Source organism: Sporosarcina sp. FA9, assembly GCF_051550205.1.
GTDB lineage: Bacteria > Bacillota > Bacilli > Bacillales_A > Planococcaceae > Sporosarcina.
This window is the reverse complement of sequence record NZ_CP188819.1, coordinates 771,861-793,833: the sequence shown is the minus strand read 5'-3', so window position 1 is coordinate 793,833 and position 21,973 is coordinate 771,861. Positions and strand designations below refer to the sequence as shown.

At 39.9% G+C, this 21,973-nt stretch carries 26 protein-coding genes; 13 read left to right on the top strand and 13 right to left on the bottom strand.

The window, feature by feature from the left end; all coding sequences use genetic code 11:
* The 4 genes from ACP8HH_RS03720 to ACP8HH_RS03705 are packed head-to-tail and all read right to left on the bottom strand — an operon-like array spanning nt 1 to nt 4,390.
* The gene (locus ACP8HH_RS03720; protein WP_438316009.1) at nt 1-1,935 is read right to left on the bottom strand and encodes an FtsX-like permease family protein; all 1,935 of its coding nucleotides are present in this window, start codon (nt 1,933-1,935) and stop codon (nt 1-3) included.
* Complete coding sequence (locus tag ACP8HH_RS03715) at nt 1,907-2,686, bottom strand: ABC transporter ATP-binding protein (RefSeq protein WP_438316006.1); 780 nt, start codon at nt 2,684-2,686, stop codon at nt 1,907-1,909. The genes ACP8HH_RS03720 and ACP8HH_RS03715 overlap by 29 nt, the downstream gene beginning before the upstream one ends.
* The gene (locus ACP8HH_RS03710; RefSeq protein ID WP_438316003.1) at nt 2,637-3,689 is read right to left on the bottom strand and encodes a sensor histidine kinase; all 1,053 of its coding nucleotides are present in this window, start codon (nt 3,687-3,689) and stop codon (nt 2,637-2,639) included. The genes ACP8HH_RS03715 and ACP8HH_RS03710 overlap by 50 nt, the downstream gene beginning before the upstream one ends.
* Entirely contained in the window at nt 3,686-4,390 is a 705-nt protein-coding gene (locus tag ACP8HH_RS03705; protein WP_438316000.1) for a response regulator transcription factor, read from the bottom strand. The genes ACP8HH_RS03710 and ACP8HH_RS03705 overlap by 4 nt, the downstream gene beginning before the upstream one ends.
* A gap of 274 nt (nt 4,391-4,664) precedes the next feature.
* Between ACP8HH_RS03705 and ACP8HH_RS03700 the strand changes: the two genes are divergently transcribed.
* Nucleotides 4,665-4,862, top strand: coding sequence for a hypothetical protein (locus tag ACP8HH_RS03700; protein ID WP_438315997.1), 198 nt, complete (start codon nt 4,665-4,667; stop codon nt 4,860-4,862).
* Nucleotides 4,863-4,868: 6 nt separating this feature from the next.
* Here the strand turns inward: ACP8HH_RS03700 and ACP8HH_RS03695 are convergent, their stop codons facing one another.
* Nucleotides 4,869-5,861, bottom strand: a complete 993-nt coding sequence (locus ACP8HH_RS03695; protein WP_438315994.1) for a lipoate--protein ligase — start codon at nt 5,859-5,861, stop codon at nt 4,869-4,871.
* Nucleotides 5,862-6,002: 141 nt separating this feature from the next.
* Between ACP8HH_RS03695 and yhfH (ACP8HH_RS03690) the strand changes: the two genes are divergently transcribed.
* The 4 genes from yhfH (ACP8HH_RS03690) (at nt 6,003) to yhfH (ACP8HH_RS03675) (ending at nt 6,722) form a co-directional block, all read left to right on the top strand.
* The gene (gene yhfH / locus ACP8HH_RS03690) at nt 6,003-6,110 is read left to right on the top strand and encodes a protein YhfH (RefSeq protein ID WP_438315991.1); all 108 of its coding nucleotides are present in this window, start codon (nt 6,003-6,005) and stop codon (nt 6,108-6,110) included.
* Between the two features lie 79 nt (nt 6,111-6,189).
* The gene (yhfH, locus tag ACP8HH_RS03685; protein WP_438315988.1) at nt 6,190-6,312 is read left to right on the top strand and encodes a protein YhfH; all 123 of its coding nucleotides are present in this window, start codon (nt 6,190-6,192) and stop codon (nt 6,310-6,312) included.
* 79 nt (nt 6,313-6,391) lie between these two features.
* A complete protein-coding gene (yhfH, locus tag ACP8HH_RS03680; RefSeq protein WP_438315985.1) occupies nt 6,392-6,514 on the top strand; it encodes a protein YhfH in 123 nt (40 codons plus the stop codon).
* An 82-nt stretch (nt 6,515-6,596) separates the two neighbouring features.
* Nucleotides 6,597-6,722, top strand: a complete 126-nt coding sequence (yhfH, locus tag ACP8HH_RS03675; protein WP_438315983.1) for a protein YhfH — start codon at nt 6,597-6,599, stop codon at nt 6,720-6,722.
* 140 nt (nt 6,723-6,862) lie between these two features.
* Here yhfH (ACP8HH_RS03675) and hemY read toward each other — a convergent pair whose 3' ends face one another.
* The 3 genes from hemY to hemE are packed head-to-tail and all read right to left on the bottom strand — an operon-like array spanning nt 6,863 to nt 10,309.
* Nucleotides 6,863-8,278: a protoporphyrinogen oxidase gene (gene hemY / locus ACP8HH_RS03670; protein ID WP_438315980.1), complete on the bottom strand. Its 1,416-nt coding sequence runs from the start codon at nt 8,276-8,278 to the stop codon at nt 6,863-6,865.
* Between the two features lie 36 nt (nt 8,279-8,314).
* Nucleotides 8,315-9,238 carry a ferrochelatase gene (hemH, locus tag ACP8HH_RS03665; RefSeq protein WP_438319023.1) on the bottom strand — a complete coding sequence of 308 codons (924 nt, stop codon included), beginning with the start codon at nt 9,236-9,238 and terminating at the stop codon, nt 8,315-8,317.
* Between the two features lie 21 nt (nt 9,239-9,259).
* On the bottom strand, nt 9,260-10,309 hold the full coding sequence (hemE, locus tag ACP8HH_RS03660; RefSeq protein WP_438315978.1) for a uroporphyrinogen decarboxylase: 1,050 nt from the start codon (nt 10,307-10,309) through the stop codon (nt 9,260-9,262).
* Nucleotides 10,310-10,522: 213 nt separating this feature from the next.
* Here hemE and ACP8HH_RS03655 point away from each other — a divergent pair, with 213 nt between their 5' ends.
* From ACP8HH_RS03655 to ACP8HH_RS03645, 3 genes are all read left to right on the top strand, one after another.
* Nucleotides 10,523-11,041 (top strand): antibiotic biosynthesis monooxygenase family protein, encoded by a 519-nt coding sequence (locus tag ACP8HH_RS03655; protein WP_438315975.1) that lies wholly within the window; start codon nt 10,523-10,525, stop codon nt 11,039-11,041.
* 106 nt (nt 11,042-11,147) lie between these two features.
* Nucleotides 11,148-12,314 (top strand): M20 metallopeptidase family protein, encoded by a 1,167-nt coding sequence (locus tag ACP8HH_RS03650; RefSeq protein ID WP_438315973.1) that lies wholly within the window; start codon nt 11,148-11,150, stop codon nt 12,312-12,314.
* Between the two features lie 188 nt (nt 12,315-12,502).
* The gene (locus ACP8HH_RS03645) at nt 12,503-13,021 is read left to right on the top strand and encodes a competence protein ComK (RefSeq protein ID WP_438315970.1); all 519 of its coding nucleotides are present in this window, start codon (nt 12,503-12,505) and stop codon (nt 13,019-13,021) included.
* A gap of 3 nt (nt 13,022-13,024) precedes the next feature.
* Here ACP8HH_RS03645 and ACP8HH_RS03640 read toward each other — a convergent pair whose 3' ends face one another.
* Nucleotides 13,025-13,384 carry a hypothetical protein gene (locus ACP8HH_RS03640; protein ID WP_438315967.1) on the bottom strand — a complete coding sequence of 120 codons (360 nt, stop codon included), beginning with the start codon at nt 13,382-13,384 and terminating at the stop codon, nt 13,025-13,027.
* Nucleotides 13,385-13,510: 126 nt separating this feature from the next.
* Complete coding sequence (locus ACP8HH_RS03635; protein WP_438315964.1) at nt 13,511-14,560, bottom strand: NAD(P)/FAD-dependent oxidoreductase; 1,050 nt, start codon at nt 14,558-14,560, stop codon at nt 13,511-13,513.
* 168 nt (nt 14,561-14,728) lie between these two features.
* On the opposite strand from ACP8HH_RS03635, the gene ACP8HH_RS03630 reads away from it, so the two are divergent.
* Genes ACP8HH_RS03630 through ACP8HH_RS03615 form a run of 4 tightly spaced genes read left to right on the top strand, consistent with a single transcriptional unit; the run spans nt 14,729 to nt 18,501 of the window.
* Complete coding sequence (locus tag ACP8HH_RS03630; protein ID WP_438315962.1) at nt 14,729-15,520, top strand: ABC transporter ATP-binding protein; 792 nt, start codon at nt 14,729-14,731, stop codon at nt 15,518-15,520.
* Nucleotides 15,521-15,527: 7 nt separating this feature from the next.
* Nucleotides 15,528-16,457, top strand: coding sequence for an iron-hydroxamate ABC transporter substrate-binding protein (locus tag ACP8HH_RS03625; protein ID WP_438315959.1), 930 nt, complete (start codon nt 15,528-15,530; stop codon nt 16,455-16,457).
* Between the two features lie 29 nt (nt 16,458-16,486).
* On the top strand, nt 16,487-17,497 hold the full coding sequence (locus ACP8HH_RS03620; RefSeq protein WP_438315956.1) for a FecCD family ABC transporter permease: 1,011 nt from the start codon (nt 16,487-16,489) through the stop codon (nt 17,495-17,497).
* Nucleotides 17,494-18,501, top strand: coding sequence for a FecCD family ABC transporter permease (locus ACP8HH_RS03615; protein ID WP_438315953.1), 1,008 nt, complete (start codon nt 17,494-17,496; stop codon nt 18,499-18,501). The genes ACP8HH_RS03620 and ACP8HH_RS03615 overlap by 4 nt, the downstream gene beginning before the upstream one ends.
* 40 nt (nt 18,502-18,541) lie before the next feature.
* On the opposite strand, the gene ACP8HH_RS03610 is transcribed toward ACP8HH_RS03615, so the two are convergent.
* The 3 genes from ACP8HH_RS03610 to ACP8HH_RS03600 all read right to left on the bottom strand — a co-directional run bounded on the left by ACP8HH_RS03610 (nt 18,542) and on the right by ACP8HH_RS03600 (nt 21,050).
* Nucleotides 18,542-19,114 (bottom strand): nuclear transport factor 2 family protein, encoded by a 573-nt coding sequence (locus ACP8HH_RS03610; protein ID WP_438315951.1) that lies wholly within the window; start codon nt 19,112-19,114, stop codon nt 18,542-18,544.
* A 75-nt stretch (nt 19,115-19,189) separates the two neighbouring features.
* On the bottom strand, nt 19,190-19,864 hold the full coding sequence (locus ACP8HH_RS03605; RefSeq protein ID WP_438319020.1) for a response regulator transcription factor: 675 nt from the start codon (nt 19,862-19,864) through the stop codon (nt 19,190-19,192).
* 22 nt (nt 19,865-19,886) lie between these two features.
* Nucleotides 19,887-21,050, bottom strand: coding sequence for a sensor histidine kinase (locus ACP8HH_RS03600; RefSeq protein WP_438315948.1), 1,164 nt, complete (start codon nt 21,048-21,050; stop codon nt 19,887-19,889).
* 128 nt (nt 21,051-21,178) lie between these two features.
* Between ACP8HH_RS03600 and ACP8HH_RS03595 the strand changes: the two genes are divergently transcribed.
* Nucleotides 21,179-21,811: a YigZ family protein gene (locus ACP8HH_RS03595; protein WP_438315946.1), complete on the top strand. Its 633-nt coding sequence runs from the start codon at nt 21,179-21,181 to the stop codon at nt 21,809-21,811.
* The last annotated feature ends 162 nt before the right edge of the window (nt 21,812-21,973 follow it).

Here is a 21,973-nt window from a genome sequence, read left to right as displayed (position 1 = left end):
TTATCCCGGAGCTTTAATATGTGCCAAATACCGCCAGCGAATTAAATAGAAATAAGCGATTTGCATAACCGTGAACCCTAGGAGTACGAAAACGAGTTCTTTTACAATCGAAATTTCCGCAAGTGCATCCCACACTACTTGTAAAAATAAAAATGCAAATGCACTGTGTAAAAATGCCACACTCCACGGGAAAAAGAATTGCGGGAGCAGTTGGCGATTGACAATTTTTTTGAACTCGCGATCCGTTAACCCCATTCGCCTTAACACATCAAACTGCTTGCGGTCCCGGTCGAGCGTTGTGTACAATCTGAAATAGATAAAACTGCCTGCCGCCAGAAAAAACACCGCCGCGAGCAATAAACCAATTAATAGAAGAAGTGAAAACGTCGTTCGGATTACCGAGTAGTTCATCCCCGGATTATCAAATGAATAAGGAAGTAAACTCGTCGTTCCGAGCATAAACGATTCCGTTACATCATCGTTAATCGTCAAGCCAATGTCCTTCGTCTTTTGCCATAAAGGCACGTCGAAAGCGTAATAAGTAGTTGGCTCCAATCCGCTTTTCGGAATCGTTTGTGAAATTTTTTTGAAATCGACTTCATTCAAAACAATAGCGTTCGTCCCAATCGAATGTGCCGGAAACAACTGGAACGGATAGGCACCGGCAATTTCGACAGTGACATCACTTTCAATTAGCACTGTATTGACGATACGGCTGTTCAATTGATTATACGTGGAAGCGGAAGGCGGTAAAAATAAAGCCGTCCCTTCATTTAACTTGTATGGTAAATGCCCAAAGCGTGCGCTAATCGTATTGACATCTGTAATTCTTAGAATCGCTACGGTACTATCGGAATACGATGAGGTTTGATATAAAATAGGAACTTTTCGGTAGTAATAATCGATTTCGCTTTCATTCAATTCCTTTAGAATTTGTGATATATGTTCGCTTTCAAGAGTATTTTCAGCCTCGCTTTTATAAACCAGACCAAGCGGATTCATTTCACGATACTGCGAAGCAAACGATGTTAAGGACGCAAGAATTCCAACAGACATAAAAGCGAGTGTTGAAACAATTGTTACGATGAAAAACATCCGTGCATTCTCTCGTAGCCGAACAATCCCTTCAGAAATCGATAACAATCGATAATGCTTCCAATACAAGCGCTTCTGCCCTTTCAGCATATGCAACAACAGAGGTAAAGAATCTGTGAAAAAGTAATACGTTCCTACGGTCGCAAGCGGTGGGATTATAAAAACGGACCCGATTATAAGTGTATTCGAAGAAAATGCCGCCATTGCATACGCCGCTCCAAGACAAACGAGTCCAAAATAACCGTACCCTCTCGAATACTCCCTTCCACCCTTTTCAAAAGCCTTCCCGCGAATTAAATCCGCCACCTCACCTGAACGAATAAACACTGGAGCAACAAATGAAATGATTATGAATAAACTTAGGAATGCTCCTATCGTCAAGGCAAAAGGTTGCCACGATAAATATAGAGGCAACGCGGGAAGTAAGACAATTTCACGGACAGCCATGAAAAAGAACTTCGAGAATGCAAAACCCAGTATCGTTCCAGCAACAATTGAAGCGATTCCGATGAACATCGTCTCAATGAAAATGAGTTTTTGCAATTGCCTCCTTGCCATCCCTAAATGGAGTAATATGCCAAATTCTCTAGCTCTGGCCTGAAGAAAGGCGCGCATGGAATAAAACAAAAAGAACAGCGTGAAAACATACAAAACGACTTCTGCCACGCCCATCCCAATAACTGCAATTTCCTGAACGAATTTATCTTCAATGGTCGGATGAAATAACAGCATAGAATATAGGAAAAATACCATGACTGAAAAAACACTAGCCATAAAAAAGGCCGCGTAAATTCGACGATTTCGAACAACGTTACGGTAAGCGAACTGACGAAAGGTCATGATGGCCCCCTAAGAGCGAAAGTACATTTAAAATACGTTGAAAAAAAGTTTGACGACGCTCGTCTTTATATATTTCATTGAAAAATTCCCCGTCTTTAATAAACAACACACGATCACAATAACTCGCAGCAATCGGATCATGCGTCACCATTATTATGGTTGTGCCTTCGGTTTCATTAATAAAACTAAGCAGCTCAAGAACGTCTTTTGCGGATTTCGAGTCTAAGTTTCCGGTAGGTTCATCGGCAAGAATGATTTTCGGTTTATGAATAAGTGCCCGGCCAATCGCGGTACGCTGGGCTTGACCCCCAGACAACTCATCTGGCCGACGTTCTAAAATCTTTGACAAATCCAGTTTTTCAGTGAGTTCAGAAACGCGTCTTTCCATTTCCTCAAGGGGCAATCCATCAAGTGTTAGTGGCAATACAATATTTTCTTCTACCGTTAACATTTGCAATAAATTGATGTCTTGGAAAACGAAACCAAGATTACGTCGCCGAAATAACGCCAATTCATTTTGTGAAAGAAGTTCCGGCTCAACGCCACTCACACTAATTTGACCATAAGTTGGTAAATCAATCGTCGATATTAAATTCAGCAAAGTAGTTTTACCGCTTCCGGAAGGACCCATTACTGCGATGAATTCTCCTTCCATCGCTTCAAAATCAAGTCGATTCAAAGCACGATTCATCACTTTTCCTTCATAAATCTTCGTTACTTCTTTTAGTTCTACGACTTTTTTCAGTGTCATCTGTCTCCCTCGATTCCCCGTTTTCAAATAGCACCGTCACAGTCGTTCCAACGTTTTGTTCCGATTCAATTTTGAGCTTATGACCCAAACGATTGCATACTTCTGAGGCAATAAACAGCCCCATTCCCGTTGACTCACCAGTAAGTCTTCCATTTTCGCCTGTAAAAAATGCTTTTGTAAGTCGATTCAAATCGGAATTCGGTATTCCAATTCCCTCATCACGCACGCTAAACAAAATTCCATGTTCTACAGATTCTGCATTCAGGTACACTTTCTTTCCACCTTCAAACGTATATTTCACTGAATTCGTTATAAACTGTAGTAACACAATTCTCATCCACTTTGGATCTGTTGCTACGACAAAGTTGTCCTCTATTGAAATAACTGGAAACACACCATTCGTTATAAACAATCGTTTATGCTCATTCACAACTTCCTGGACAAATTGTTTCAAGTTAATTTTTTCGATTTGCATATCGTTTTCAAACGTTTCAAGTCTTGCATTGATTAACACAGTATCCAACCCATTTTGAATTCGCCCAAGTTCCTCCGCTATGCTTTCCCGGTCCAGTTCGCCTTCTTCTTGCAACAATAGCCCAATGACCGAAATTGGCGTTTTCATTTGATGAATCCAGTGATTCATAAAGTCTTGTTGGCGATGCTGTGATGCGTAAAGTGCTTGCACTTCATTTTGATAAATCTTATAAAGTGCACGCATAAACAAGGACATTTTCGCGTGTTCTGGTGTCGGCGCATATCGAATCAGTGCGTCTTCCATTTTTTCTGGCTTCCGATTGATTGCATTATAAAAGGAACGCCTTAATATATACTTTCCACTTAAATAACCAAGTGTTAAAAGGATGCTAATGATTAGTGAATAAATTGCTGTGTTGTAATCTCGGAAACCATCCAGCCAGTATAATAAAAATATAAAAAGGACAAGAATCGTTTGGAATATAAGCAGTGACACATGCTCACGGATGAATAACCAACTTGTTGTCATAATTCCTCCGCGGCTGGAATGAAGCGGTAACCCGCGCCGCGAACCGTTTCAATTGTTGACAACACATTGTAGTCGGCAAGTTTTTTACGAACACGTGTCATATTTACGTTTAATGTGTTTTCATCAACGAAGGATTGGTCGTCCCAAAGCTCTTCCAGCAAACTTTCTCTAGAAACAACTTTTGGAGAGGCCTCCATTAAAAGTTCAAGGATCACACATTCTTTTTTCTGCAGTGGTACAACCTCATCGTTCAAATGCAGTTCCATTCGTTCGATAAATAAACACATTTTTCCGCGCTTAATGGTACGTTCTGATTGACTTGGTGCGTATTCTCCGAAGGATCTACGTAAATGACTTCTTATCTTTGCAAGGACGATTTCATAGTGGAAAGGTTTCGTGATGAAATCGTCTCCGCCATTTTCGAGTGCAAATACTTGATCCATGTCACCAGAACGCGCGGAAATGAATAGTATAGGACACGTCGTATGTATCCGTAATTGACGGCACCAATAGTAGCCATCGTAGGACGGTAAGTTGATGTCGAGTAGTATGAGATGTGGGTCAAAAGCGAGACATTCTTCAGTCACTTGGTCGAAGTCCTCGATTATGGCAATATCGTATTGATATTTCCGAAGTGTGTCTGCTAACAGTTGTGCAATTTTCCGATCATCTTCAACGATAAAAATACGGTGTTTCTCCATCTTTTCCTCCTTTTGAACGTGTTGTGTTTTGCGGTTTCTCCTAGTGAGTAGTTTCCAAATTCGCTTGGCGCTTGGCGATGGCCTTTCGTGTTGAGCCAGATAGAAAGTGCACTATCTGTCTCAGCACAACGGCTCACGCTGGACGCTTCTACGCTCTTTTGTACATTCTCTTGGGATTGTATACCGGTTCGTAGTTTGTACTGTCACTTCGTTCTTTAATTGCCGTTTGAAAACTATATATGTTGAATTTATGATTCCCCCATTCTCCAGCTGATTGGAGTGGAAAGCGGCGACTCCTGCGGGAACAAGGAAGAATGTAGTTCAATTCTTCCCGGCTGAAGACCCTGGACTGAGCGTGGCGAGGGAAGCGGCTGAAGCCGTGCCCAAAGAAGAATGGTTTTTATTCTTCTCTTCCGGAAAGCGTCCGCTTGGAACGGAAATCAGCAATTGGCTGGATTCTTTAGTTCAATAATCAGTATTAATAAACCAACTGAAGAAATTCTTCTTTTGTAATCCCACCTAGAATTGTTGGGAGGTCTATGGGAGCGATTGCTTCTGCGATTGATTGGCGGTCGTATTTGATGTTTTTTAAGCTGTCTTCAACGATTGAGACGCTGCCTACTCCGAAGAAGTCTCCGAAAATGGCTACGTCTTCGATGATTCCTTTGTTTACTTGAAGACGAACGTCGATGCCGCCTACTGGGAATCTGTGTGAATGTTGCATATTGAATTTTGGTGATTTTCCGTAATTCCAGTCCCAGTTTGCATAGCGCTCTTTGGATAGTTCGTGAATTTTTGTCCAATCATCATCTGTGAATTCGACGTATTGAATATTTTCTTCTCCTTCAAAAATGGAGTTTAATACTTCAAGGCGGAACTCTTCGATTGTCATTGGCTCTTCGAGAAATTCTGTTATATTTGCAACTCGACTGCGAATGGATTTAATTCCTTTTGATTCAATTTTATCTTTCCGCACTTTTAGGGCTGACACAACTTCTTCTATCGCTGTATCAAACAGCAAGGTTCCGTGACTGAACATACGACCATTAGTTGAGAATTGAGCATTTCCTGAAATTTTACGTCCCTCTACAAGAATGTCATTGCGTCCGATGAGTTCTGCTGTTACACCCATTTCCGCAAGTGCTTTTACAACGGGCTCTGTGAATTTTTTAAAGTTACGAAATGATTCGCCGTCATCTTTTGTAATGAAGCTGTAATTCAAATTCCCTAAGTCATGGTAAACCGCACCGCCACCAGACAGGCGTCTTACCACTTTAATGCCGTTTGAATCCACATATTCGGTGTCGATTTCTTCTATTGTATTTTGATTTTTCCCTATGATAATCGAAGGTGCATTGATATAGAACAGTAGATATGAATCTTTCTCAATATCCATTGTTCGCAGCGCATATTCCTCGATTGCTAAGTTAATTTGTGGATCTGTAATTCCTTTATTATCAATGAAATACATGTATACCGCTCCTTCGTATAAGTCTTATAGTTTATTTTATCTGAAAAGTCCATAAATGTGTTGACATTTGATTGCTTGTTATAATACACTACTAATATACAAACGAGTTACAGTACAGGTTGAAAGGGGAGAAGAACAAACATGCTAGAAAACGTACTCGATTTTTTTAAAAATCTACCGGCAAAAACATGTTCCCTTTGTCAAAATGAGATTGAAGAACAGCATGAATCCGACGCTTGCAACAGTTGATTTTTTTTACCCAACCTGTACTACTACAAATAAATAAACTTACTTTAGTTCTAATACAAAAAACTAGGAGATGACATAGATGATTGTAAATATAATTGAGTTCTTTAAAAACTTACCAGCCAAACAATGTACTGCTTGCGGAAATGAAATCGAAGAACAACATGAATGCTACGTTACTAAATGTGACGCTTGCAACAACTAATTTTTTATCCAGCCTATTCTATTACAAAAAAACGAATCATATTTTAGTTCTAACATAACATACAAGGAGATGACATTAGATGATTGAAAACGTTGTTGAATTCTTTAAAAACCTACCTGCTAAAAAATGTGCTACTTGCGGAAATGAAATCGAAGAGCAACACGAATGCTACAGTACCAAATGCGACACTTGTAACAACTGATTTTTTTGCTTAGCCTGTACTATCACAAAGAAATAAAAGACCTTTAGTACTATCACAAAACACGAAGAGGAGTTGAAGAATTATGATGGAAAACATCATTGAGTTTTTTAAAAACTTGCCCGCTAAAAAATGTGCTACTTGTGGAGAAGAAATCGAAGAGCAGCACGAGTGTTACGGTAATAAATGCGATGCTTGCAACATCTTATAAAAAACAAAGCAGCTGATTGTGCATCCAAGCAGCTGCTTTTTTGATGCAATTCTTTTTGTGGATAAAGTAAAGGAGTCCACACAATTAGCTATTGCAAACGTTCTTTGCAGTAACTCAGTATGTGCGGACCCCGATTTTATTTAAAACAATGCTTCTAAAATTTCTTGCATTGCTGCTTTTCCTTGATTAATACAATCCGGAAGTCCAACGCCTTCGTAAGACGCGCCAGCTAACTTCACATTTGGAAACTGTTTGGCGATTTCAACACGCGCCGCCCCAAGTCGCTCGCGATGACCGACCACATATTGAGGCATGCCTTCTTTCCATCTTGATACGATGGTGAACTCAGGGTCTTCTTTAATATCCATTACTTTTCGCAAATCCGTTAAAACAATTTTTTCTATATCCGAATCCGATAGTGAAACGATGGACTCTTCTCCGGAACGACCGACATAAGAACGAATAAGTACTTTTCCGTCTGGTGTCGTCGTAGGCCATTTACGAGAAGTCCATGTACATGCCGTAATGGCATAATCACTGTTTCGAGAAACGAGGAAACCTGTTCCTTCACGGTCTTGTACAATCGATTCTTCTGGGAATGCCATTGCAACAGTCGCAACAGTTGTCGATGGCATATCTGCCAGTTCCGTTAATAAGCCATGCGGTTTAAATAACTTGCGCGCGACTTCATGTGCAGTGGTCATAATGACTGCATCTGCCTCAATCGTCTGACCATTATTTAGCGTCAAGACTGTTTTCTCGCCTGCTTTGTCGATTTGTTCTACCCGAACATTTTTCATTACAGAGTCTTTCTCCAATTGTTCTTCAAGAGCTTCAACAACTGTTTCAAGCCCGTTTCGGAATGTATGGAAAACACCTTCACGCTTAGCTCCGTACCCTTCTTTTTGAGGTACTTTTTTAGGCGTTGTTTTTTTCATGCCAAGAATGAGACTCCGGTCATCTTGTTCAACTTCTTTAAACTGTGGAAACGTCGACTCCAGACTAAGTTTGTCAAGATCACCTGCGTAAATCCCGGACAGCAAAGGCTCGATTAAGTTTTCCACAACTTCACTGCCAAAGCGCCTGCGAAAAAATCCACCAAGAGACTGATCCCCTTCTATACCAGAACGGGGTAAAAATAAATCTCCTGCCGCACGAAGTTTACCTCCAAGTGTGAACAGTCCAGAAGAAACAAACGGTCCGAGTTGAGTTGGAATCCCCATTACAGAACCGAGTGGAATTGGATGCAGTACTTTATTCAGCAAAATATACGCTTGTCCCGTTGAGTTGCGAACAAGCTCTTTTTCGATGCCAAGATCTTCTGCCAATATCCCGAAACTCTTTTTTCGAATTAGGAATGAATCCGGGCCACGTTCGATGATAAATCCGTTTCGCCGAATCGTTTGAATTTTTCCACCAAGACGGTTTGACGCTTCGATGAGTAATACATCGAGTGGAAGTCCTTTTTCACGAGCTTCTTTTTGCATATAAAACGCTGCCGCAAGTCCAGTAATTCCACCGCCAATGATGACGACTTTCTTATTTATTTCGCCCATGTCCTTCATCACTTCCAATTAAATTTATTGTATTTCTTATAGCTTTTCCAAAACCGCATCGACCATCGCATTTATGAATAACGGGTCGGTATTCGGCATTGCTGGACGATAATACGATGCACCGATTTCATCACAAACAACTTTACACTCATAATCATTATCATAAAGTACTTCTAGATGATCGGACACAAATCCTAAAGGTGTATATACAAATGTTGTGTATCCTTTTTCTTTGTGTAAGCTGCGTGTTAAATCTTGTACATCCGGTCCAAGCCATGGTTCCCCTGTTTGGCCTTCACTTTGCCAGCCGACTTCATAATTCGTAACGCCCGCCGCAGCAGCAACTAATTCTGCTGTTTCATGCAACTGATCCGCATAGGGATCCCCATTTGCAATGATTTTTTCTGGGAGTGAATGTGCGGAAACAATAAGACATGCATTTTCACGTTCTGCATCACTCATATTTTCAAAAGATCCCTTGATTTTATCTGTCCAGTAAGCAAGAAACTTCGGTTGTTTGTACCAGCTTTCAACGGATGTAATCGTCATGCCGTATTTATCAGCCTCTTCTTTTGCACGACCGTTGTATGACTTAACGGAAAACGTCGAGAAGTGAGGTGCAAGAACAATGGAGACTACTTCTTTTATACCATCCTCGTTCATTTGCTGGATGGCATCTTCAATGAAAGGTGCGATATGTTTTAATCCAATATAAACAATGTACTCAGCATCGTCTTGCGCTGTGTTCAGACGCTCGCATAATGCATTTGCCTGCTTCTCGGTAATTTTAGCAAGTGGAGAAATCCCACCTATTGCTGCGTATCGTTCTTGTAGATTTTCGAGTTGTTCAGGTGCTGGCGGACGCCCGCGCCTAATATGTGTGTAATACGGTAAGATATCCTCTTCTTTATTAGGAGTTCCGTATGCCATTACGAGTAAACCAATTTTTTTCTTCATAATAGTGGCCACCTTCTCAATTTGTTAACCTTTGGCTTTACGCAATTCTGCGCTGTACGTATGAATTAGTTCTGTTAGTTTTTTTAGTGTTGCCGGTTTTACATCTGGAAACACGCCGTGTCCAAGATTGAAAATATGACTGCCGTGTTCTACACCTTGTTCAATAATGACTTTCGCACGATCTTCGATAATGCTCCAATCCGCAAGAAGTAGGGCTGGATCTAAGTTTCCTTGAAGAGGCTTTGTTATTCCGCGCTCGCCCGCTTCTTTAATCGACAAACGCCAGTCAAGACCGACAACGTCAACAGGAAGATCTTGCCATTCATTTACCAAGTGACTTGCACCAACTCCAAATGTGATCAGTGGAACATTCAATTTACGAAGCTCTGTGAAAATGCGTGTCATCACAGGTTTAATAAAGATTCGGTAATCAGAGACGTTTAGTGCCCCAACCCATGAATCAAAGATTTGAATTGCTTTCGCACCCGCTGCTACTTGTGCTCCGATGTACGTAATTGTCATATCTGCAAGCTTGTCCATTAGAGCAAACCATGCTTCAGGTTCTGACACCATAAATGACTTCGTTAAATTGTAACTTTTCGAAGGGCCGCCTTCGATCATATAGCTTGCAAGAGTGAACGGAGCACCTGCAAAACCGATTAATGGAACGTTCAATTGTTCCTTCGTTAAGATTTTAATCGTTTCTAAAACGAATGGAATATCATCTTCCGGAGTCAAATCGCCAAGATTATATACATCTTGTACGGTACGAATCGGATTACTGATTACAGGACCAACGCCGGGTTTTATTTTCACATCAACACCGATTCCTGGAAGTGGTGTGACAATATCCTTATAAAGTATTGCAGCATCGACATTATACTGATCGACTGGAAGTTTCGTTACGTATGCACAAAGTTCTGGTTGTTGTGTAATTTCTTCTAATGAATATTTTTCTTTTATTTTCAAATACTCGGGCTGCGAACGGCCTGCCTGCCTCATATACCAAACCGGTGTGTGCTCAATTTTTTCGCCGCGTGTTGCACGAAGAAGTGTATCGTTAAACTTAGTCATTAAAGAGATTCCCACTTTCGTTATTATATTTTACTTACAGTTGTATATCCGTCTTAAATTTTAGAGCTTTTCCCGCATATTGTATAGCAAATACACCGAATGTCATAAGATTGTGTACGTCTTCCCGCCACACTTCCGTCATTGTTTGTTTTGAATTCAAATTTGGGGGAAACTATAGAGTAGGATATAATTTTAATTAGGGGGTTTTTATACATGTACATATACACAACTTCAGGAACTAGGAACTTTATGAAAAGCTTGAAAGAAAAGCATCACTCAGAAAATATTAAACTGATGAACGGTGAAGGAACCACTCTCTTATTGCATGAAACAGAAGGAAAATCCGTTTTTCAAACTCCACGGAGATTTGAAGTAATTAGCACTTCAGGTGCTCTTTCGGACGAAGGATACTTTGCATTCAATAACATTCCCGTTACAGATGAAGGAAGTCCGATTTTTGAACACCTATTCAAAACACGGACCGGTTTGATCGAATCGGAGCAGGGATTTGTTGCATATCGACTTCTTCGCCCACTCGACTCCAACACATATGCTATTTTAACTCAGTGGGAAAATTCATCTTATTATCTTAGATTTAAAAACACATCCGCTTTTTCCGAGGCGCTAGCAAAAGATGCGAACGAGGCCGGTATTGAAAAAAAGCCACATATTTTTTCGAGCGCTTCCTATATAACAACTTATAAAACGCCAAAAGACGAAGATAAAGCGTAATCCTTAATTGGATTGCGCTTTTTTATTTCATTGCCCGAAACTCTTTTAATTGATACAATTAATGGATTAACATTCAAACTAGTTCGTTTTTGAAAGGGGTAATGAATTGAAAGACCAATTATTTGAAAAGCTTACAAATGCCTATGAAGAGATGGTTATTACAAGGCGCTATCTTCACATGAATCCCGAGTTGTCTTTTCAAGAGGAAAAAACGGCGAAATACATTGCCGATTTTTATGCTGATCTTGGTGTGGAAGTTCGTACAGGTGTGGGTGGTAATGGTGTTGTTGCACGTGTGAAAGGTGGAAGACCTGGTAAAACAGTTGCACTTCGAGCTGATTTTGACGCTCTTCCCATTCAGGACCAAAAAGATGTTCCGTATAAGTCGACTGTACCCGGCGTAATGCACGCATGTGGACATGACGGACATACGGCTACACTTCTACAACTCGCAAAAGCTATTTTCGAACTGCGTGAAGGACTTGCGGGCGAATACGTATTCATTCACCAACATGCCGAAGAGTACTCCCCAGGGGGTGCGAAACCAATGATTGAAGACGGCTGTCTCGACGGTGTTGACGCGATTTTCGGGACGCATTTATGGTCACTTACAAAAGCCGGCACAATTGAATACTTAACAGGACCCGTTATGGCTGCAGCTGACCGATTTGACATTACAATTCACGGTTCAGGCGGGCACGGTGCTGCACCTCATCAAACGAAAGACGCAATCGTTATTGGAGCTGGACTGATTGTTAACTTGCAACAGCTTGTTTCACGCCGGGTCAACCCCATTGATTCTGCAGTCTTGTCTATTGGTTCGTTTATCGCGGATAATGCGTTCAACGTCATTGCCGACTCTGCAAAAATGGGAGGTACGGTTCGAACATTCAACCCAAAAGTTCGTGATTTAATGGAAATAGAAATGAAGCGAGTGGTTGATGGTACCGCAATTGCAAATGATTGCACGATTGACTTTGAATATACACGCGGCTATCCTCCAGTTGTGAATCATGAAACGGAAACAGAGTTTTTGAAGTCCGTTGCCGATACCGTGTTGGGTGCGGAAAATGTCGTCGAATCGACACCGCAAATGGGCGGAGAAGATTTCGGATACTATATGGAAAAAGTTCCGGGAACATTTTTCTTTACGGGCGCAAAACCTGCTGATCCCTACCCACATCATCATCCAAAATTCGACTTTGATGAAAATGCAATGCTTATAGCTGCAAAAGTTTTAGGTGCCGCGGCACTGGATTACCAAGAAAAATAAAATAAGTTTTGTCGACTGAAGGCCTTTCCTATCTAAACATAGGAAAGGTCTTTCGTTTACTACTATATGGGCTACTGAAACCATACGTTTCGGTAGCCCATATAGTATATTCATCCTTTTGCATTGTAAAATAGGCCCAGGTTATAGTTAGGAAGAATTACAAATCTAACAAACGGAAGGTGATTTTATTGGAAAGAAGTAGAAGGAAGTCGAGTTATCATATTTCATTTGAAACATTTGCTTTGCAACCAATTTTGGATGGGGCTACACGATCGACTTTAGTTATTGAGCGTTCTCGTAAATTTATTATTCCAAAGTCTTCAGCACAAATCGTTATGAATTCTTGTGATTATTATGGAGAAACCTTTCATAATGCCACAATTGCGTCAAAAAACATTCTTGGTAAACGACATAAAACACCAATTATTATCGCCCATAATTTCAAAAGGCCCTTTATTATTCTGCCCACAATGTCCCATTCTTCCTCGCAGAATGAATGGATTGCCTTGCATGCAATCGAAAATATTAAGCCGAATAAAATGGGCTGCATCATTTACTTAGAAAACGACCAGGATATCCAAGTCAATGTATCCGCTACAACGATATATCGTCAATATACATTCGCCTGCTTCTTGCATAAAGATTTTTTAAAAAAGCAGGAAAGCATAAATCGAAAATCTCTTCTTTTTCCATACAGTGGATTCTGATTTTCATCCACCCGTCATAGCAAAATAAACGTCAAGTAACTCTTCGGTTCTGTTCCGAAGACGAACGTTTAAATAGCGGCGGTGGTCCTCATAGCCTCCACATAAAAATGCGTACTCAGTAAATGTGTTGTCTGTTTTCCCGCGAATGACCTGCATATTATTACGACGCATGTAAATTTTCGTCTCTTTTAATTCGAGCTGTACGATTTTCTGCGCCTCCTCAACAATTTTAAAATAAGGTCTTTTTAGTTTGAATGTGCCTTTTTCAAAGAGCTCTCGGTCCCTCTCCAAAATAATTAACACCATAGGTAAGTAAATCATATTCTCAAAATGCGGCATCGCCTCTACCGGAATTAAGGGCATATCTTTTTCTCCTTTCTGTAAAAGCGAACATGGGTTCTAATTCAGTATATGCCTGAATTCAAAAAATATCAATATGAACGCAAAAAAAGAATCCCATTCAAGGATTCTTTTTGCTTTACATACGTATTAATTGATCAGTTGTTTGACCAAATCCTTATTTCGTTTTTTAAAGATTTCATTATGAGAAGATACCATACCGTTTTCATTTGCACCGGGCTGGATATACTGTTTGGCTTTATTCACAGCATTTGCCGCGTCTTGGAATGTCCCCGCTATTAAATTTAATTTACCGTCATGCATCAAAATATCGCCTGCAGCGTAAAGTCCTCCAATCGAAGATTCACTGTTTGAATTGCCCGCAATAAAGTATTCGTTCGTAATTTTAACATCTAATTTGCTGTTCTCGAGTAATTTTTTATCGCGTTCGTATCCATGATTAATAACGACTTCATCAATTGGCAAATACGTTATCTCATCTGTTTCATAATTGGTCAGTTCAACGTGCTCAATCACTTCATGATTCCCACAAGCAATTAGTTTTGTAATGGATGTGTTAAAATAACAAACTACAGAACTGTTCATAAGTTGTGCGATTTGTGCTTCATGCCCTGTTAAAGCCGATTTTCTATACGTTACATACACTTTTTTCGCGATTGATTCCAATTCATTCGCCCAATCAATTGCGGAATTTCCCCCTCCTGAAATTATTACTATTTTATCTTTAAACCGCTTTAAAGACTTTACGGTATAATTCAAATTCGTCACTTCAAATTTCTCTGCACCTTCAATTTCTATTTTTTGTGGATTTAATATTCCACCACCAACAGCAACAATGACTGTTTTGGAAAAATGCTTTTCCCCCGAAGCCGCTTGCAATTCAAAAATCCCAGCTTCATTTTGTGTAATTGAATCCACTTTTTCATTTAGCACGACTTTTGGATTAAACGTTAACCCCTGTTCAACAAGTTGTTCAATTAACTTTTCACCCTGAATCGGTGTCTGTCCACCAATATCCCAAATCATTTTCTCCGGATATACATGTAGTTTCCCTCCCAATTGCGGTTGAAATTCAATAAGTTTCGTTTTCATTTCTCTTAATCCACTATAGAAAGCTGAGTATAGCCCCGCCGGACCGCCTCCAATTATGATTACATCAAATAATTCTATTTCTCGCATTCATATTCACTCCTAAATGATTTTGTCGTAATAAATAAAGTATCTAAGAATCTGTTTGAAACAATTATTGACTTTTGGAAAAATTGTTATTATAGTTATCATTGTACTGATAATGAGAATCATTATCAACTCTCATTAAAAAATATTTAATAATTAGGAGGCAGCATCGTGGTTCGCCTATACACAGATGACTTAAGCATTAGTTACGGTGAACGTTTAATCGTTAAGAATTTGAACATTGAAATTCCCGATAAAAAAATTACAACCATTATCGGAGCAAATGGTTGTGGAAAGTCTACACTTTTGAAGGCAATTACACGTATTATTTCAGAGCAGTCAGGGGCCGTCTTATTGGACGGGAAAAACATCTCAAAAGAAAACACAAAAACACTTGCCAGAAAGATGGCGATTCTCCCGCAAAGTCCGGAAAGTGCAAATGGTTTAACGGTCGGGGAACTAGTATCTTACGGTCGCTTCCCTTATCAAAAAGGTTTCGGACGTTTGACAAAAAAGGATTATGAAGTAATCGACTGGGCACTCGAAGTTACAGGAACGAAAGAGTTCAAATTCAGACCCGTCGATGCATTATCTGGTGGTCAACGTCAACGTGCATGGATTGCTATGGCATTGGCACAAGAAACCGAGATGATTTTTCTTGATGAACCAACTACTTATTTGGATATGGCACATCAGCTAGAGGTTTTAGAACTTTTACAAAAACTGAATAGAGACCAGGAACGTACGATTATTATGGTGCTTCATGATTTAAACCAAGCCGCCCGCTTTGCAGATTACATCATAGCTTTAAAAGACGGTGAGGTTGTAAAGTCAGGAAATTGCGAAGAAGTCATTCGTCACGATGTACTCAAACAAGTATTTTCAATTGACGCTGAAATCGGACAGGATCCTCGAACAAAGAAACCGATGTGCATCACATATAATTTAATCAAAGGGGCGTAACACTAAAATGAAAAAACATTTAATCGTATTCACATTGCTATTCGTACTTATCTTAGGTGCTTGTAATAGCGATACAACTAATAAAAAAGATAAAAAAACAACTTCGGAACCTGATCAGCAATCCGAAACATTTACGTATGAATCTGAAGCGGGTCCAATTGAAGTTCCATCCAATCCACAGCGAGTAATCGTCCTATCCACTTACGCAGGTGACGTAATGGCTTTAGATGTGAATTTGGTCGGTGTCGACTCATGGTCAAAAATGAATCCTCGATTTGATGAATATTTATCAAATACCGTTGAAGTTTCCGATGAAAGCTTGGAACAAATCATTGAATTGGAACCCGATTTAATTATCGGATTATCAACCATTAACAACATAGACAAATTGAGTAAAATCGCACCTACTGTTACATACACATACGGAAAACTCGATTACTTATCGCAACATCTTGAAATTGCCAAGTTGTTAAATAAAGAAGAAAAAGCACAGACATGGATTGATGATTTCAAAAAACGCACACATGCGGCAGGTGAAGAAATTAAAGCGAAGATTGGCAAAGACGCTACGGTTTCCGTCATTGAAAACTTTGATAAACAACTTTATGTTTTCGGAGACAATTGGGGCCGTGGGACTGAAATCATTTATCAAGAAATGAAATTAGAAATGCCTGAAAAAGTAAAAGAAATGGCATTGTCCGATGGATACTACGCACTCTCCTTAGAAGTTCTACCTGAGTTTGCTGGTGATTATATGATTTTCAGTAAGAGTTCAGATACCGATAATTCCTTCACAGAAACAGATACCTATAAAAATATTCCGGCCGTTAAGAACAATCAAGTCTATGAAGTGAACGCAAAAGAGTTTTACTTTAACGACCCAATTACACTAGATTTCCAACTTGAATACTTGAAAGAAAATTTCCTTGGAAAATAATAAAACAGGAAAAGAAAGATGGGTATCCGATGAAGAAAAAATCTCACCGTACAATCCCATTTGCATATAAGCTACTAGTAGGATTTATTTTGTTTGGCGTGATGTTTGTTGCATCGATGGTATTCGGTGCAGCGGACATCACATTTAAAGATGTATGGTTATCGCTATTTACTCAAACAACCGGAGATTCCATATCAATCATTCAAGAAATTCGTTTACCACGTGAAGTTGCTGCTGTTTTTGTTGGAGCCGCTCTAGCGATTTCGGGCGCAATGATGCAGGGAATGACTCGAAATCCCCTTGCAGATCCAGGATTACTCGGCTTAACAGCTGGGGCAAATGCCGCGCTCGCGCTAACAATTGCGTTCTTTCCTTCCGTCAACTATTTCGGGATTATGATTTCCTGTTTTATCGGTGCTGCTATCGGGGCACTGATGGTTTTAGGAATTAGCACAATGCAAAAGGGTGGTTCTTCCCCTATGCGAATTGTGCTTGCTGGAGCGGCAGTTTCCGCCTTTTTATTCGCAATTGCAGAAGGCATTGGAATTTATTTCAAAGTTTCAAAAGATGTATCGATGTGGACGGCAGGTGGTTTGATAGGAACTTCTTGGGCTCAACTTCAAGTCGTCATTCCTTTCATTATAATCGGAATTCTTATTTCAATTGTTCTCTCTAGACAATTGACCATCCTAAGCCTAAATGAAGAAACCTCAATTGGATTGGGACAAAAAACGGCTCGTTTGAAAGTAATTCTGTTCGTTAATATTACACTACTCGCTGGTGCGGCCGTTGCACTTGCCGGAAATATGGCTTTTATTGGATTAATGGTTCCACATGTCGTCCGCGCAATCGTTGGAACGGATTACCGCTATATCATTCCTATGTCCGGCATATTGGGAGCAGCATTCATGCTCTTTGCGGATACACTTGGTCGGACAATAAATGCCCCATTTGAAACACCTGTTGCAGCGATTGTTGCGATGTTGGGATTGCCTTTCTTTCTCCTAATCGTTCGTAAAGGAGGGAAAGCATTCTCATGATCCAACCGACATTACTACGAAAACAAAGAATTCTTTTTTGGTCCTTGCTCATAATTATTGTATTGACCACCATTATCGGAGTTGGAATGGGCTTTTCTTCCCTCTCGTATGACCGACTGATTCCCATCTTTTTTGGGCATGGATCCTTTAAGGAAAACTTCATTTTATATTCGGTCCGATTACCTCGTATTTTCATTACATTATTAGCGGGTGCTGCTCTTGCTTTGTCAGGTGCAATTTTACAAGGTGTAACCCGAAATGATTTAGCTGATCCTGGTATTATCGGCATTAACGCGGGGGCTGGGGTTGCAATTGCAGTATTCTTTTTGTTCGTCCCTGTACAAACGGGCTCTTTTGTTTATTTGCTCCCCCTTGTCGCATTTATTGGTGCTTTACTTACTGCGGCCTTAATATATCTATTTTCGTACCAACGAAATCGAGGTCTCGATCCCGTAAGATTAGTACTCACTGGAATTGGTTTTTCAATGGCTCTTTCCGGCTTCATGATTATCCTAATTTCATCCGCTGAAAGGTCCAAAGTAGATTTCATTGCAAAATGGTTAGCCGGAAATATTTGGGGTGCGGACTGGCCTTTCATTTGGGCAATACTTCCGTGGCTACTTGTATTAATTCCATTTACGCTTTACAAAGCAAATCGGCTTAATCTTTTAGGTCTTGGTGAATCTACAGCTATTGGAATTGGCGTTTCAATTCAAAAGGAGCGAATCATCTTACTCTTGACAGCAGTTGCCCTTGCAGCATCAGCTGTTTCTGTAACAGGGGGAATTGCATTTGTTGGACTGATGGCTCCGCATATTGCTAAATCGTTGGTAGGACCTAGAAATCAATTGTACCTCCCTATTGCCATACTCATCGGCGCGTGGTTATTATTACTGGCAGATACAATCGGACGGAACTTAGTTACCCCTGATGGTATACCCGCAGGAATTATGACCGCATTGATAGGCGGACCTTATTTCATGTATTTATTAGTAAAAAAATAGAATCCAATGAGATTGTTGAGTCCTCTCATTGGATTCTATTTTATTTGTTGTTGTCACCAATATAATGAACCGATGATACATTCCACTTGCCGTCTTCTTTTGTCACTAAAGTAACTTGACGTCCCGTTGCATTCGTCTCTAATCCCGTTGATAGCTGTTTCATCGACGTTTCAAGATTCGCAAATACTTGTGCTTCTTCTTCAGAATACTTAACAATTGTTACATTCGATGCTGTACGTTTGAAATCGAATTCGTTAAAATTCTTTTCCATATACGCACGCTCTTCTTCCTTATCAAAACTTTCCGAGGTCGCCGATAATAAATCACTGAATCGTTCGATGTCCTTGTCATTGAATGCATCAATATACGTTTCGAACATCTGCATGATTTCCTCTTTTTCAGCGGGTGGTATATTTTGTGCCTCTTCAATCGTGCCATCCGTTAGACCAAAGCCGATCTTATTTTCATCCACGCCGTGATCGATGGCTCCGTTCTCGTTTAAGGCTTCTCCGTCATCTACGGACCCTGATGTTGCTCCGTCGTCTTTATCGCCACTACATGCCCCAAGTATAAGAACTAGGGCTAGTAACATAGACATCCATACTTTCTTCAAAAAAATTCCTCCTGCATTAGTAAAAAGGCCGCTCCAAACGGAAGGCCTTCTACTTTTATATAGACAACACTTGTATTATTTAACTTCAACCCAACCGTTTTTAATTGCCGAAACAACGGCCTGCGTACGATCGTTTACGGCCATCTTTTGCAAAACGCTCGACACGTGATTTTTTACAGTTTTTTCGGAAATGAACAATGTTTCACCGATTGTACGGTTACTTTGACCATCCGTCAATAACTGCAATACTTCACACTCACGCTTTGTAAGTAAGTGAAATGGTCGACGGATGTCCGTCTGATGAAACGATCCCTTATGCTCGCGGTCGCTTAATCTACGGAACTCAGTTACAAGATTATGCGTAACTTTTGGATGTAAGTAAGAACCGCCCGCCGCTACAACTTTAATGGCTTGGATAATCGCTTCTGCATCCATTTCTTTCAACATATAACCGAGTGCACCCGTTTTCAACGCATGAGAGACGTAAGATTCGTCATCATGAATCGATAAGATAATAACTTTTGCATCGGGATATTCCTGTATAAGAGTTTCCGTTGCATCGACACCGTTCATACGTGGCATATTAATATCCATAAGAACAACGTCTGGCTTATGAAGTTCATAAAGCCCCATCACATCGCTACCGTCATCTCCCTCAGCAACAATTTCAAACGAATCTTCAAAATCAAGAATTCTTTTTACTCCCTCACGGAATAACTGGTGATCGTCTACTATTACGATTTTCGTCAATGTCATTGTCATTTCCTCCTATTTAATTCGACTCAATTATTTTTTCATCCTTAAGTGGAATTTTGAATAATATTGATGTGCCATTTCCAGGGGTCGATTGGATTTTCATTTCCCCTTTAAGCAAGTCAACACGTTCACGCATTCCAATAAGGCCAAATGATTTATCTCTTACCTCGTCCGGATTAAAGCCTTTACCATTATCTTTGATCATAATATTTATTATATCGTGTAGCCACTCAATTTTCACCCAAATGTCCTTAGAATTTCCATGTTTTAAAGCATTCGACACAGACTCTTGTACAAGTCGGAAGATCGCAACTTCAAAATCAGTATGGAAACGTTGCTCTAGTCCACTATTTCTAAACTGAATTTCCTTATCTTTTTCAAATTCGTTAATTTTGGATAAATACTTTTTCAAAGTTGGAATAAGGCCTAAATCATCAAGAGCCATCGGTCTTAAATCATAAATAATACGACGGACTTCTAATAGTGCGGACTTCACAGTCTCTTTAAGTTCTGAGAGTTCAGCTAGTGCTTGTCCCGGCCCTCTTTCATTATACGTCTTTTCAATCAATCCCGCACGTAGTAAGACGTTCGCCAACATTTGTGCAGGCCCATCATGAATGTCACGAGATAAGCGTTTGCGTTCTTCTTCCTGAGCTTGAATGATTCGAATACTAAAGTCATGTTTATTTTTAGCATTTGTTAGTGCTTCGCCAACATCTTTCAGATCTGTCGTCAAATAATTCATGACAACAGCGACTTGATTGATAAGCTGGTCTGCTCTTTCAATTGTATCTAGCAAACCCGCAAGCCTTCTATCGAGATCATCTCGACGTTCTCTAAGTTGCTTTTCCTCCAGTCGACTAACAGATAAACGAACGAGCAAGTCATTCGCCACTTCATACGCTTCCCGCACTTGCGTTTCGGAATAATTCATAAAGTTCTTTGAAACGTTAGCAAGCCGCTTTCGTGAATGTCGAGTCATCTCTTCTAAATGATCACCTTCAGTTATCGCCTGAGCAATTTGCCCTCTGACAACATCTACCTCATTCTTCATACTCTCAAAGCTTTCTCGACTTTGTTCACTTATAATGAATATATCATTCTTCGATTGGTCCATCGTACGCACCATACTGTTAAAGATTACATCTAGCGATTGGATATCCACTGTATCACCAGTCATCTTTTCCCTCCGGTCTACATAACAACATATTTATTGGAGCGATAAGTTCCTATACATACTTTGTATAGTATATCATTATAAGACCTAATGAATATTAAAATTGTATTACAAGTGATGGAGGTAAGTACATGCGTGAAAATTACATAACCGTAAAAGGGTACGGTACAAGTGAATTAGTGATCCAGAAGTCTAGATTTCTTACTTCTATAAGACGTGCAGAAACGGAAGAAGATGCACTTGATTTCATTAATGAGGTAAAAAAGTCGCATCATACAGCAACACATAACTGTTCCGCCTATCTAATCGGCGAACATGACGGCATCCAAAAAGCGAATGATGACGGTGAACCGTCTGGCACAGCAGGGTTTCCTATGCTGGAAGTTTTAAAAAAACAAGGTCTTAAAGATGTCGTGGTCGTCGTAACTCGTTACTATGGAGGCATTAAACTGGGTAGTGGCGGGCTCATCCGTGCATACGGACGGGCAACAACAGAAGGCATTACTGCTGCCGGGACTGTAGAACGAAACCTACATTCTTTAATGAAGGTAACCGTAGATTACACATGGCTTGGAAAAATTGAAAACGAAGTCCGGCAATCAGAGTACCCATTAAAAGAAATTTTGTATGCGGATGATGTAGATTTACTCATTTATGTACCGGTTTTGGAAGAGGATACTTTTACACAGTGGATGATGGATTTAACGAATGGCCAGATGCGGATTTTGTCGATTGAGCATGAATTTTTAGAGTTTAATATCTAATTAATTTACGGATAGGGTTTAAAGTAGTATAATAGGTTAGATTGAATTTTTAACTACTATATAAACTTTATATATAATAAATACGTCTATCTAAATGAAGTGACCTTATCATTTAGAGATCCAATTGCTAAACGTGCAATATAACGAGGTCGGAGGGACTAA